We start from the raw sequence: 14,503 nt of genomic DNA, 5'->3' as shown, positions 1-14,503 counted from the left end.
AAAACTTAATTTAGTTGGTTTATGGAGAGCCATTTCAATCCGTTATATTTAGGACAAATGAACCTAATCAATGAGTAAAACTCTCTATCTGATAAGACACTCTTACGCGGAAAAACCAAGTGGAAATAATGATGAACAACGACATTTAACGCTGGAAGGTCAAAGCACTGTTCGAGCGTTGGGTCGTCACCTGATCAATCAAAACTTTAATCCGGACATCATCCTCTGCAGCTCTTCTGTAAGAACAAGAGAAACTGCTGTGAATTTGGTGGAGGAGCTTGAGGTCAGTGAGCAAATAGTGGAATACAAAGATGTAATCTACAATGCCTCGGTAAGAGAGCTATTGCAAGTTCTTAATGAGGTTTCTGAGGGCCACAATGAAGTGGCTATTATTGGACATAATCCAACAATCACTTTCTTTGGAGAGTACCTATCCAATTCCATTATTGGAAATATGGAACCGGCAGGGATTGTTTCCATTAAAATTGACAAGTTGAGTTGGTCTGAGGTCTCTCAGGGAACAGGTATTTTTGAAAGCTATTATCACCCTAGTCATTGATGTATAATCCAAGCGCCGTAGGTAAAAAAGGTAGCATTTTTGGTTTGCCTTACAATCTGGAGGAATCAGATCTGGTTTTTTTGCCCGTTCATTTAGATGTAACAGTGTCTTACGGTCAGGGGACATCCAAAGCTCCTGATCTTATTTTAGAAGAATCTTCCCAATTGGATCTTTCGCTGCTCTCAATCAACAAACCATGGGAGCTGAAAATGGCGATGTATGACAGAGTCGTTGTGGCAAGTCAAAATGAAATCCACAGGGGCAGGGCAATAAATATTATTAAAGCGTTAGAAGCTGGCAAAGAGCCAGAGGAAGATCAGCTTACTTTCGTTAATGAATATTGTGAAACTACACACCTGAAAACAGAAGAGACAGCTGCCTCATTCTTAGATCTGGGAAAACTGGTGGGAGTGATAGGTGGAGATCATTCGTCACCTCTGGGATTGATACGAGCCTTGGCCAAAAAGAACGAGTTTGGTATTCTTCAAATAGATGCCCATATGGATTTAAGAGCATCTTATGAAGGGTTTACATATTCTCATGCCAGTATCATGTACAATGCGCTCAAGGAATCAGGTATTAAATCCTTAACACAAGTTGGAATCAGAGATTATTGTGAAGAAGAAGATGCTTTGGTGACAGACTCTGCTAAGCCCATCCACGTATTTTTTGATGAGCATATATATAATCAATATTTAGATGGGGTCTCGCTAAAAGAACAAATAAGTAACATCGTAGATACACTTCCAAAAAATGTTTACGTCAGCTTTGATATGGATGGGTTGGATCCTTCATTGTGTCCTAAAACAGGCACACCAGTGCCAGGAGGATTACAATTTAATCAGGCTGTTTATTTGTTAGAGACAGTCGTGCGCTCTGGTAGGAAAATCATCGGTTTTGATGTATGCGAGACAGGAGCCGACTCCTGGGATGCGAATGTTGCCGCCAGAATCATCTATCGTCTAGCTGCCTTAACCGGGGTTTCGAATGGCCTACTTTCCTTCAGATAACTCAGTCAAAAGTTGACGAAAGCTATTCGTATTGTATTTTGCCATGCCATGGTTCTCAACTTTGATCTTCCCATTTTTATCCAGAACATAAGTGGTTGGAATTGAGTGAGTGTTGTAATTGTCTGGGAGTGGAGACCTGAGAAAGTAAACGGGAAACTCAAATCCTTTTTTTGAAATAAACCTGCTTGCTTTGTCTTCATCCTGATCCAACGAAATCATGATAAACCGAATCTGATCTTTTTGATTTTTAAATAGTCTGTGGATATCAGGCATTTCGGCTACACATGGAGGACACCAGGTGGCCCAAAAGTTTATGAACACCACTTCTCCTTTAAATTCTTCAAATTGAACCCTCTTCCCATCTAAATTCTCAATCACAAAATCATAGGATGCATTCTTCTCTTCTTCTACGATCGATGGTTGGATAATCCCTGTGGAAAGAACTACTTGTTGAATTCTTCCGATTACCTCAGTATGCCATCCAGCCAAATAAATAATACCGAAAACAGAAAGCAGGACAATCCATTCCAGAATTTCTTTTTTGAATTTTTGTTTCATTATTAGGGGTTAAAGCTACAATGACACCCAAAACAGGTAAATGATTCCTTTTTTCAGATAGTAAGTGCTCTTCCTTTTTTTATAAAAGCACTTAGTAATTTTATAAATTAGCCATTGCGAAAAAACCTCACCATGTTTATGAAAACCAAGTCGACAGCTATAATCCTTTTCATTCTACTTGTTTTTGGAGCTCAGGGACAAAAAATAAAATATAAGAATCTGTACCCATTACTTGAGGCCAAAAACTATGAAGAGGGAATCCCTCAATTAAAGATTTTCCTTTCAGACGAGAAAAATAGCGATGAAGCTAATGCTCATCTCCAAATGGGTCTATGGCTGGAAGAAAGGTTTTTAGACTATGATGTAGTTGATGATTCAGCGGCACTATACGCTTCAGGTGATTCGGCGGTTTTTTATTTAGAGAAGGCCAAAACATTAATAGATGAAAAAGAATTGAAAAGGAATGATGAATACTATCAATCATTCTTTAGGAGGGATTTAAGAACCGGGGAGTTTGGAATCAAAGTATCTGATGTTCATCTGGACATAGAAAAGAAGGTGGAGGCAATAAACACTCGGATTGCAGATGTAAAAGAGATGCACCGCAGGGTGGTCAAGGTAGAAAACAATCAAAAGGCGGCAATGGATGATTATCGTGCACTTACAGAGCAATATAATCTTTATAATAGCCTGCTAATCGGTGCGGATGAAGATGCTAAATCTAAGTTGGCCAATATTGAAGAGAATGGCAGGGCTGGTGTGGAGAACGCCAGAAGTGTTCAGGAACTAGCGGATAAGCTTGGTTCTGACAAATACAGCGATGAACCAACACTAAAAAATATAGAGCAATATGGAGTGGATGGAATGAATGCGGCCAACCTACGATCAGGTATTATTGAGATATGGAATTTTGAGGAGTGGGCCAGGGAAGCCCAATCTGAGATTATGGGTGGTGTTGCTCTTTTCAAAACCATGGTTAAAAACTATGCCGACGAAATCCGTGATAAAAAAGCCAAGGTAAAAAACAGCCAGAATGCTGAAATAGGTGAATTTCCAGAAAACCTGGCTGGTCAATTTGAGAAATACGATCCCGGATCCACTGCAGAAAAGCTTTTAAAGATTGAGATGTATGAGGCAAGGGTCACAAAAAAAGTTGATTTGCAACTTAATCCTGCTTTGATGGATTCTTCGTTGATTGGTTCGCAGCTGGCCATTTTCGAGGAGGCTTTTGCTGATGCTAAAGAGATGAAATTGTTGGTTGAGTCTATTACATCTGATGATCTTGAGCTGGCCAAGAAGAAGTACTCTGATTACATCGAAAGTTTCTTTCAGAAATATGTGACCGCCTCGAAATATATTACGGATATGCAAATTTGGTCTGGGAGGCACGTTAGCTGGCTCGGTGATGCTGTTGAGTTTTGGAGTGCGAAAAATAGATGGGGAGTGGATGCCGAAAATGAAGAAGTAAGATATCCACTATTTATGCAAGATGCCCCGGAAGGAGGGTTTATGACCATGGGTGTCCCAGTTAAAACTGCTGAAGAAATAGTTGCGTATGGTGCAGACCTAAGCAACAAAATGGGTTATGTGGCTTCCTTTGGTCCTGATCGTGTTTCTAAATGGAAACTGGAGTTTGAGCTTCCGGGTACTGAAGCAGTGCGATATGAAAGTGATTCCATCCCAACCATTGCAGGTTCGGAAAGCTTTTATATCTACAATAAATCTTCGCAAGAAAACAATTTTGTTGTAGTCAGCTATACCTCGTCCGGTCAACTCAACTGGGGAACGGTGGTCACAATTTCTAAAGAGCCTGTTGATTTCAAATTTGATGAACTTACTCAAGAGTTAACTATTTTGCTTTATCCTGAAGAACAACTTCCATTGGATTCAGATGAGCTGGGGTACGTGGTGATCGATCGAACGGGAAATGCGAGATAAGCTTTTTACGACTTTATTTTTCCTGCTTATTATGTCATGCTCGGAGGAAGAACTCCCCGCCGGAATATACGATTATCAGGTGGAGCGGCTTCTTAGTGGATCATCAGAATCCAAAAGCTGGAATCAGCTGGTAAATTCTTCCAATTGCGCAGACTCTGTCATTCTCTATGTCGAGGCTATAGGTGATTCTCTAGATTTTTCAAGGTTAACTTACCAAAATACTTGTGGAGAATTCGATACCACATATATTGGAAGAGCCAATGCATCCAGTGAGGATGACAGAAACTTATTTACTGACTCGCTTCGTTTCGCTAATGGAGACTTTTGGTTAATAAAAACCATCACCTCAGAAATATTGACAATTGAAGTCGAGCAAAGTGTTTTGCGTTACAGGTCACGCAATTGACCGTTAAAATCGAGCATTTCGTCTTATAACCCCAAACTCATCAGAAGAAATACTTTTTTAAACGAAAAAAATGGCCATTCATGATGTCTTTTAAGTATTTTTCGCTGTAATCTAGAATTCAATGATCATATGCATTTAAGGTATTATACTTTTCTTATTACAACACTTTGTTTTTGTCTCAGTGTTTTGGGACAAAGTGTGCCGGCAGGCGTTGGGACTAATAACATTATTTGGCTAGAAGCAAATGATCTTTCAGGCCCACTTGCAGATGGATTTACCTGGTCTGATAAAAGTGGAAATGGGTTTGACGCCATTGATATAACTGATGGCTCCAATGTGGCAACTATTTCTACAATTGGAGGAAATCAATATTTATCTTTTGCGGGTATTGTTGATGAACAGCTTGTCATAGCTGATGACGATGGGACGACCAACCTGCTTGATAACTCCTCTGAGTTTTCAATAATCGCTGTTTTTAGCTCTGATACAGAGGACCCTACCGCAGTAATTTCTAAGCGATTAAGTTTCGGAAATGCCTCATGGTCTCTCTTCTACAATAATAGTTTCCTAATGTATGGGTATGCTGGCTCTACTACAGTGGGTGGATCTGGTTCAGTAGCTGCAGGGCCACATATAACCACTATGACCGTTGATGCATCTTTGTCTGGTGGTTCTGTAAAAATGTTTGTCAATACTGATGCCGAAGGCAGTACTGGGTCAAATGTTTCTATCCCTGATAGGTCAGATGATGTATATATTGGGTTGTTTAATTCTGGGGATTCACGGTATTTTGATGGGGATATTGCTGAAATAATCGTTTATAGAGATGCGCTGAATGGTGGTGAGCGCCTAGTGTTGGAGAATTATTTGGCAGAGAAATACGGAATCACGATTTCAGCTGATTATTTTGGAAACTATGGAAACTACGATGCATCATATGATGATGACCTAAAAGGGATTGGAACCGAAGATGGTACTGAATTACACAGCACTTCCGGATTTAGTAGTGCTTTTCAGATAGAAGCTACTGATCAGCTAAACAGCACCAATGAGTTTGTTCTTTTTGCACATGACAATACGGTAGCTCATGCTGATAATGTGACAGCAAACACAAGTGACCCGGATATAACTGATAGGTGGCAAAAAGATTACTACATTGAGACGAGCCAAAATGGTGTTGTTGATGCAGCCACAGTAGCGACTACTTTTCGATTTGATTTTGGAGATGCGGGCTTAACAAGAACAGGCTCGGCTTCAGATTACGTTCTCCTCTATAGGTCGACATCATCAGGTGAATTCTCAAGAGTATTTGCCAATTCATACACCTTCGAAGGAGGAGATCAAATTGCAGTATCAGTTCCCTCCAGTAGGCTAAGATCTGGCTATTATACGATTGGTCGAGGAACTCAGATCACATCCCGAACGTGGTATGTGTTGCAGAATGGCGATTGGTCCGATCCAACTACCTGGACGTTAGATGCGGGTACCGCTCCAATTCCGGATAATGATCTAAATGAGACTCCAGGGAACGAAGATGTAGTTGTTATCAAGAATGGAAAAACGGTAACCATACAATCAACCACAAATAATTTAAATACGGCCAGTATTACTGTTGATGGTACCCTTGATTTGACCACTTCCTCAGGTCATGATTTTGTCATTATTAATGGGCAAGGATCCATAAAGATGAGCGGTAATGGAGGGGTAAGTAACTTCCCTGATGGAAATACCTCTTCGTCAGATGGATTTGGAAATCCTGCAAACGGAGGCCTCCTGATAGTTGAAGATGCGCTGGAATTTGATCAGGATGAAATATTCAAAGATGTCAGAATTCAAACCGATGATCCTGCAGATATTGTAGCGATAGGCGCTGACCTTTTGATAAATGGAGATTTTAATGTGAGGTATGGAACGTTGCAGTTTGGAGATGGTACGACTACAAACAGAACCTTGACCGTAGTTGGGGACTTCTCTGTAGAAAATAATGGAGGGTCTCAGGATGGCAGAGTAACAACTGCAGTAGCCAGTAACACCCGCCATGAATTTGACCTTTACGGGGATTTCTTAAATGAGGGAACGGCTCAGTTCTCCGATAGAACGGCCCCAACATATAGCAGTGAATCAACCAACGGAGTTGTGGACTTGAACTTGATATCCACAACCCAAAATCAGCGGGTGGACTGTAATGGATTAACTTATTTCTACCGAATAGAAATCGTAAAAGGTTCGGTGGATTTTGTCGCTGATATACAGGCTGATGATCCTGGAAACTTTGTATTAACTGGGTATGCAAATCAAAACACTGGCGGAGATATTACTGATCCAGCAGATAATCAAAATGCATTTGGATTAATTACGGGTACAGCTAGCGTCGGGACCAATGTAAGCGTAAGGTTAAATACAACAGGTAACTATTCGATTGGAACAAATGCCAAACTAATGGTTAGTGGGGGTGAAGTAACCAAGACAGGAGGGGCTGCTATAACGCCTTATGGAACCATTGAAGTAACTGCTGGAACTCTCGAAGTTCCTTCTGGAAGTGGTATTACTACCAGGGATGAAGGTCAGATAAATATCTCTGGAGGAGAAATTTGGGCAGCACAAATTCGAACCTCCGTTCAGGGAGCCGCCGCTCAAGGAGGGTATCAGCAAACTGGAGGAACAGTTAATGTTTGGGATTATTCCGCAGCAGAAAGTCCAATTCTTGGAATAGCGGCCGGGTCTGCAAGCGCTACATATGCTCGTTTCTGTCTTACTTACGAAGGGAATTCTTTCACAATGACTGGAGGTACTTTGAATGTTAAAGATCCCACTACTGCTGGTCTACTTTTCATTAATGCCGATCCTTCAAATATCAATGTTACGGGTGGACAAGTAAATGTATATTCGACGACTGCAGGCTCTTCCTTGATAGCATCAACGGCCGGCTTTTGGAATCTATCTCTTATTCAAGAAAGTACCGGTACTATCTCAATAGAATCAATGACATGTGGTCCTGGCGGAGCTGATGATCGAACAATCACAGATCCTGATTTAGTGGTTTTAAGTGATTTGTTGATCGATACCGGGGCAGAATTGGTAATGAATGATAATGATCTCTACATAGGTGAAGACTTAACCATTGAGGAAAATATAGCAGGAGTTACCTACCAATCAGGAACAAATACCACGTATTTCAATGGAGACCTTAGTGGGCTTATTACACTCAAATCAACTCAAGCTGATCTGGCTACTGGAAGATTGGAATTTAATAATGTGGTTCTGGATAAATCGTCAGCTAACAGGGGAATATTTTGTGAATATGACATTCTAAATTTTGGTGGTAATGTCATTCGAGTTGAAGCTGATATGACAGTTGAACAAGGATTTTGGAATCAGGGAAATGAGAATCTTGACCTCCAAGGAGGAAATATTACCAATAAAGGAATACTTGGAGTTTATGAACCGGGAGTAACTGAGGGTGAAATTATTTTAAGAAATGATCCCATCGTCTTAAATACTACTGATGGTGCTCAATTCGGATATGTTAGGGACAACAATAGATTTGGGATTACGCTGACCAGCGATGTATACATTCAAAGGTTAAGGTGGAGAAGAGGCTTGTGGATATTAGGAACAAATAATTTAAGAATAGACAGATTAGATATACGACCAAATACAAACAACAATGGATCGGACTATGTTGATGAAGATGGAACTACGGTCTGTGAAAACTGTCTTTCAGCCAATTACATGTTTTCTACTGAAGGTAATGCTTCAGATGGAGGTTTAAGCTTGATGATTCCTTCAGATGGTATAAATGATGCAATATTGCGCGCCGATAATGGAGATCCTACAAGGGATATTTTTGATTATCGTGGCAATGTGATTGCTAATACAACCGGAGGTGGTGCAAATGATAATTTATTCATTTTTCCTGTCGGAATTGGCAATAGCGGGATTGATATTGAGTTTGGAGATCCATCAGCTACCACTACTGCTGATACCTCTAAGTATACCCCACTATATTTAGATATTCAGGATGTTACTGGCGTAACTGAGGATTCTGTTTACGTAACGGTACGGCCTGTGGATGGTGTACTTCAGACTACCGACCTTTCAGGAGGAGATGTACTCTCCTACTATTGGAGTGTAGATCATGCATATACAGGGATTACACCTTCCGTGACAATACAAACTGATTATTATGTTGACGATCTAGATGGATCTGCAAATGAATCATTGTTCGTAGCTGGCGAAGTGGAGGATGAGGGGACATACACCAGATCTTATGAAGATGATAACATTCCGGAAAACGAAGGGGTGGATGATGTAAATAAGCGAATTACTTTCAATGGAGATAGCGATACAGGCTTTAGTTTATCAAATACCAACTATACTGCTGGTGAATCTAATCGATTTATTGGGAGTCCGGATATCTTTTACCTAAATGTAGGTAGTGGTAATAATAATTGGACAAATAATAATTCATGGGCGAGTGACAGAGATGGAACGATTCCCGCCGGGGATTATCCGCAAGCAGGGGATATTGCAATCATTCAACGTCAGGGTACTTTTTATAGCGGTATCGTGACCGTGCGTTCAGCCGAAGCTGCTGCTAAAGTTGTTTTTGATGATAGGCATGGATTTTCATCCGGCTGTCCGAGAATTATTTTTGATACACAAAGCTCTTATGCTTCTTACAATTCAGATTTTGGAGTAATTGAAGTGGCAGATACACATGAAGGTGGCTCAACACCGAATGTTTCTCACGGAGCAGTTATACAGTATAATTTAGAGGAAACCTACACCGGAAACTTTCCGGGTGGTGATTTTGGTGATTTTAACAGCTATGAAAATGCACTTGTCATCTATGCGTGGGATGGTGCTCCGGCAAGTGCGGATGTTACGCTATCAAGTGTTGCTACTGAGTATCCAATTATGTGGTTTGCAGGAGGCAATAATCAGAGAATATTCCGATTTCCAGATGTAGATGTAACTACGAATGGAAGGGTAACGGTACCTGGTGATGCTATTGTGATCGCTGGGGAAGCCACATTAACAGTAGGAGAGAACCTTCAGGCAGGACACCCGAGCTGCTGTGGGGTTGAGGGTCAATTCTTGTTTCCTGGTGGATCAGCTTCTTCTTCGACTGTAATAGTAGAAGGAGATTTGGAAGTAAGAGGCAATGATAATGTATCACAGATCGGAATCAATAATCCAACCGCCGGTGTACAAACACACACCTTAGTTGTGAAAGGAGATATTACCATTGAATCAACTGGAGGTGATATTAATTTAGGAGATGGTAACCCTGCAAATACCAACGTAACGCTTGAATTGCAAGGCGAGGGAGATCACGCATTTAATATCAACGATGCGACAGGATCCACCGCTACCTTCTCGAAAATAATAATGAATAAGGGTTCAGATACCACTAGCACCTTTACTTTTAATGATGTATTCACGTTACCAACCCCATCTACTTTGGGAGAGCAACCCATAGAGATTCGCAACGGGTTATTGGTCTTAAATGATGCTTCAATTGATATAACACTCGCTGATGGCACTCAAGGTAACTTTTACTTACCAAATACTCTCAGCACTGAAGCATCCTCAGGCTCGGGCGGTCTTGAAATAGCAGCTGGTAATGCAGATATAATAGGTGACGATACAGGTATCATTCTGGATGGTCTTCTTCGAATTTCAGGAGGTACACTGGATATGAGTGATGACTCTGGGGACAATGGAAATAACTTCATTCAATATGGTTCCTCCGATGAAGCGGTCATTGAGGTTTCTGGTGGCTCCTTACTGGTAGGCTCACAGGTCAGAAGAGCATTGACTAGTACCACCGGGCTTTTGAATTATACACAGACAGGTGGTATTGCTCAATTTGGTATTACGGCTGCTCCTGAAAACACCCGAGGGGTTTTCGAGTTGTTGGGCTCTGGTAGTGAGTTTACTCACACAGGAGGTGAGTTTACAGTTGTTAGGGAAAATGGATCTGCTACGGTTGGTTCACTTATCATTAAACCAAATGGAGGGGATATTGATGTAAGCGGATCCACCATTAGCATTGGTAGTGCGGATACCCCTGCCAATCAGGACGATATCGGAATAGATGCGAATGTGCCACTAGGTAATTTGCTTGTCACAGGAAATAATAGTCCTACCACTAAGATTTATAATGTGCAGCTTGAAATCGATGATCTTACAATCCAATCGGGAGGCACATTTGATGCCAATGGATTTGACCTCACAGTTAATGGAGACTTTGATAACGATGGCACCTATTCGAATGGAGGCACAGACATCAATCAACAAACCACAATCTTCCCAACGACAAGTCCGCAATCAATTTCAGGTACTGGAACGACAGATTTTTTCAATTTGGAAAAGGATGGAAATGATGTATTAACAGTAGGTAAAGATGTCAATGTAGAGAATGACTTAAGCATACTGGATGGAACCGTGAGCACGAGCACATTTGCAATAAATCTGGAAGGTGACATGATTCATGATGCAACCCATCAAAGCACTGCCGCAGGACCGGGAATTGTATTTAATGGAAGTGAATTACAAAATCTGACAACCACCTCCAATGCAGGCGTATTCGGAGCAGTGACTATAGATAATGCAAATGGAGTAGAAATTCCGGGTGATGGTAAAATATTCGAAGTAGACGAAAAAGTAATTTTGACATCCGGGGTGTTCAATATTGGTGGAAACCTATTGATTATGGATGAGGATGCAGTCTTTGAAAATGGATTGGGAGGACAAACCAGGTCAGACTTCAACGTTAACAATATGATTTCAGTAAATGCCAGCATTACAGATAATGGCGTAAGAAAGCTATACAACGATAGCTACACAGGAACATACTTGTATCCGGTTGGATTAAACTACTATACCCCGGCCGAAGTAAATGTGACAGATTTATCAGGTTCAACAGGTGATGATAATCAGATTACCATTAAGCCGATTGAAGATATTGCTGGTGGAATTCCTGATGATTCGGACGAAGTGTGTGGTCCTTTCACTCAGGACTATGTAGATGTTGATAACATCCTTCAATTCTACTGGTCCATACGGTCTGAAAATATTGAGGATTTTGATGGATCTATTTTCTTGTATCATGTGGATGAGCTTGAAGCTTTTGATAATACAGAATCACTTGATTTGACAAATTATGCTCCTGCCAGATTGCTGAATGCAAGTTCATCGTGGGATAAAGGATATGGAGCAGACCAATTTGATGAAACCAATAATGTGAGTGAGTTTAGGTTGATTGGCGGGGGCGATTACACTGGTTTTACCAGTACAGATATAGCAGGAACGTATACAGCAGGTATCTATGTAGAATCCGACTCCAATACACCCCTTTGTGGTGGCGCTATCCCTGACGTAGTTCCAGAGTACGTGACATTGTCAAGTGCTACATCAGGTGATGTGGATCAGGGAGGCTCATATGTAGGTGGTGTTCCTCCATCATTAGGAGAATCCCCGGATCTTCGCGTTGCGGGTGACTTTACCCTTAATCTGACAAATGCATTCTGGCGCTTTAGAAAGGTGACCATTGAGACCGGGGCTACACTTACTGTTTCCGGGGCGGGTGTAAATCTTGGAACCGTTGAAGGAGATGGAACACTGAAGCTTATTAATACTAACGCATTACCTGCTGGGGATTACGCATCCTTCGAAGCGGATGCCGGATGTACAACAGGCGGTGGATTTGAGCTAGAGGTGACTACAGGAAATAGTGTGGATTTGACCTTACCATTTTCAAGGTTGAGAAGATTAATCCTGTCGGGTGATGGAGAAAAGGTGGTAACGAATGGCACAACATTTAATATTTGCGAAAATCTGGAAATCCTGAACAATGGTACATTGACAATGGGAGATAACACAACATTCAATATCCAGGGAGATATCATCAAGTCTGCCACAGCAACATTTGATGGAGATTTTAGCAATGCCAGGATTGTGATGGTAGGAACTTCTACACAGCAAATAGATGGTGGTTTCACAGGGCTTGAACAAATCAAGTCACTTGAAGTAGATAATTCTTCCGGTCTCACAGTGCTCAACGGATCCAATGAAAATGTGGAAGTAGAAGATCTGATAATGACTGATGGGAAAATATTTACGGATGATAATAACTCTTTGATAATTGTGAGCACAGGTAGTGTGACCGGTAATTTCAGTAGCACGACTTTCGTGGATGGGCCACTTGTGCGAAGATTAGAGACTTCAACCGATCGTCAATTCTTCCCTGTAGGAGATGGTACTGTTTACTTACCATTTGAAGTAAGTAATACTCAGGGGTATGTTGGCACAAAAGACTGGACGGTTAAATATCACGATGCAGATCCCGGATCCAACACAATTATGACCGGTGAAAATGCATCTTATGATTTTTCAACCTGGGGTGCTGAATCTAATTCCGCAAATTCAGTTCTGTTCAGACAAGATCTTTTTGAAGTGGAAGTAGCCTCTCCGGCTACAGCAGATGTAAGACCGTATTGGGATAGTGATTCGAATGTGGGCGCGGATGCAAACTCATGGCAATACTTAAGAGTCATGGTATGGGATGCTGGTGATGGAACCTGGGAAAGCTATGGAAACGACAATGCGAATTACAGCGGGATGAGTGCTAGTAGTGGGTCAGTTGTTTCTGACACAGAACTTTCTTTTAGTACAAATTTTGTGACATTGGGATCTAATGAGCCGGTGGCATTGCCAGTTGAGCTATTGTTATTCAGCGGAATCATAGAGGATAATAAGGCGAAACTGAAATGGCAAACAGCCACAGAGGTCAATAACGATTATTTTGAAGTACTACACTCTACTAATGGAGAAGATTTTGAAAGAGTGGGTACAGTTCAGGGAAATGGTAATTCAAACGAAGTACTTACTTATGAATTCACGCATTATTCTCCTGTGGAGGGAATAAATTATTATCGCTTAAAGCAGGTGGATTATGATGGTTCTATTGAATTTCATGAGATTATTCAATTAGAAAATAATATAGCTAGAATAGTAAATGAAATAGAGGTTTCAACCTATCCAAACCCAACAGATCCTGATAATTTAAATCTGCGGATATTGAGCGGTGATAACAAATCCAAAATTAACGTGAGAGTCATGAATCTTTCTGGTCAATTATTTATTGATGAAGAATTCGAAGGTGCTCTGACCATAGATGAAAAGCTGGTTCCATCAAGAAGAATGATCCCTGGAATTTACTTTATGGTCGTCCAGCAGGGGAAAGGAATTCAGAAACATAAAATAGTAATTAAATAGCTAATAAGAATTTTCAACATTCACCATACAGCAGGCCACAAAGCCTGCTGTTTCTGTTCTCAGGGTGTTTTGTCCCAGAGAGACCAGCTGAAATCCAGATGCTTTAGCAATTGCAACTTCATCTGCTGAAAAATCGCCTTCTGGTCCGATTAGTATAGTTACTGAGCTGTCAGGCTGTAGTGCATTTTGTAAATAGATGTAGGAAGAATCTACATGAGCAATCAGCTTTAAATCCGTATTGCATTCTGAAACAAAATCTTTAAAGGTTGCTAGTTCTTTTATCTCAGGCAAAAGAGGATTTCCCGATTGCTTCATTGCGCTGATAGCTTTTTTCTCCAGTCTATCTAGTCTGAGTTTCTTTCTTTCACTGTGTTTGGTTTGGATAAAGGTAATTTCATCTACACCTATTTCGGTTAGCTTCTCGGTCAACCATTCCATTCTGTCTATGTTTTTGGTAGGAGCGATGGCCAGGTGGGTGCTGAATCCTTTGTCAACAGCAATTTCAGATGAGTGAATTTCAAATTCACACTTTTTTTTCGAGACTTGGGTTAAAACAGCCTGATGCTTTCCTCCATTTCCATCAAAAATTAAAATTTCATCGCCTTTTTGATGGCGCAGCACCTGCGCACAGTGCCTCGATTCGTCCTCTGAGAGTAAATTGATACCCTGGTTAATATCTTTTTTATAAAAAATGGTCATTTTGAATAAAATTTCAGTCTATTTAGTGTGATTTTCCGTATATCATCG

7 protein-coding genes are annotated in these 14,503 nt (G+C 40.8%); 5 read left to right on the top strand and 2 right to left on the bottom strand.

Translation table 11 applies throughout. The features are described 5' to 3' along the window. The first annotated feature begins 70 nt into the window (after positions 1-70). Together ACP14Y_RS03840 and ACP14Y_RS03835 are read left to right on the top strand one after the other, a co-directional pair. Entirely contained in the window at positions 71-559 is a 489-nt protein-coding gene (locus ACP14Y_RS03840; RefSeq protein ID WP_424961653.1) for a SixA phosphatase family protein, read from the top strand. Continuing rightward, the gene (locus ACP14Y_RS03835; RefSeq protein ID WP_424961652.1) at positions 559-1,569 is read left to right on the top strand and encodes an agmatinase family protein; all 1,011 of its coding nucleotides are present in this window, start codon (positions 559-561) and stop codon (positions 1,567-1,569) included. Before ACP14Y_RS03840 ends, ACP14Y_RS03835 begins: the two co-directional genes overlap by 1 nt. On the opposite strand, the gene ACP14Y_RS03830 is transcribed toward ACP14Y_RS03835, so the two are convergent. Continuing rightward, positions 1,552-2,127, bottom strand: coding sequence for a TlpA family protein disulfide reductase (locus tag ACP14Y_RS03830; RefSeq protein ID WP_424961651.1), 576 nt, complete (start codon positions 2,125-2,127; stop codon positions 1,552-1,554). The genes ACP14Y_RS03835 and ACP14Y_RS03830 overlap by 18 nt on opposite strands. 138 nt (positions 2,128-2,265) lie before the next feature. Here ACP14Y_RS03830 and ACP14Y_RS03825 point away from each other — a divergent pair, with 138 nt between their 5' ends. From ACP14Y_RS03825 to ACP14Y_RS03815, 3 genes are all read left to right on the top strand, one after another. After that, a complete protein-coding gene (locus ACP14Y_RS03825; protein ID WP_424961650.1) occupies positions 2,266-4,065 on the top strand; it encodes a hypothetical protein in 1,800 nt (599 codons plus the stop codon). After that, positions 4,055-4,471 carry a hypothetical protein gene (locus ACP14Y_RS03820; protein ID WP_424961649.1) on the top strand — a complete coding sequence of 139 codons (417 nt, stop codon included), beginning with the start codon at positions 4,055-4,057 and terminating at the stop codon, positions 4,469-4,471. The genes ACP14Y_RS03825 and ACP14Y_RS03820 overlap by 11 nt, the downstream gene beginning before the upstream one ends. 129 nt (positions 4,472-4,600) lie before the next feature. Continuing rightward, positions 4,601-13,756, top strand: coding sequence for a T9SS type A sorting domain-containing protein (locus ACP14Y_RS03815; RefSeq protein WP_424961647.1), 9,156 nt, complete (start codon positions 4,601-4,603; stop codon positions 13,754-13,756). Here ACP14Y_RS03815 and ACP14Y_RS03810 read toward each other — a convergent pair whose 3' ends face one another. After that, a complete protein-coding gene (locus ACP14Y_RS03810) occupies positions 13,757-14,455 on the bottom strand; it encodes a 16S rRNA (uracil(1498)-N(3))-methyltransferase (RefSeq protein WP_424961646.1) in 699 nt (232 codons plus the stop codon). Positions 14,456-14,503 lie beyond the last annotated feature (48 nt).

The sequence above is a fragment of the Ekhidna sp. genome, assembly GCF_965247405.1.
GTDB lineage: Bacteria > Bacteroidota > Bacteroidia > Cytophagales > Cyclobacteriaceae > Ekhidna.
The sequence above is the reverse complement of the archived record's forward strand: the minus strand, read 5'-3'. Positions and strand labels throughout refer to the sequence as shown.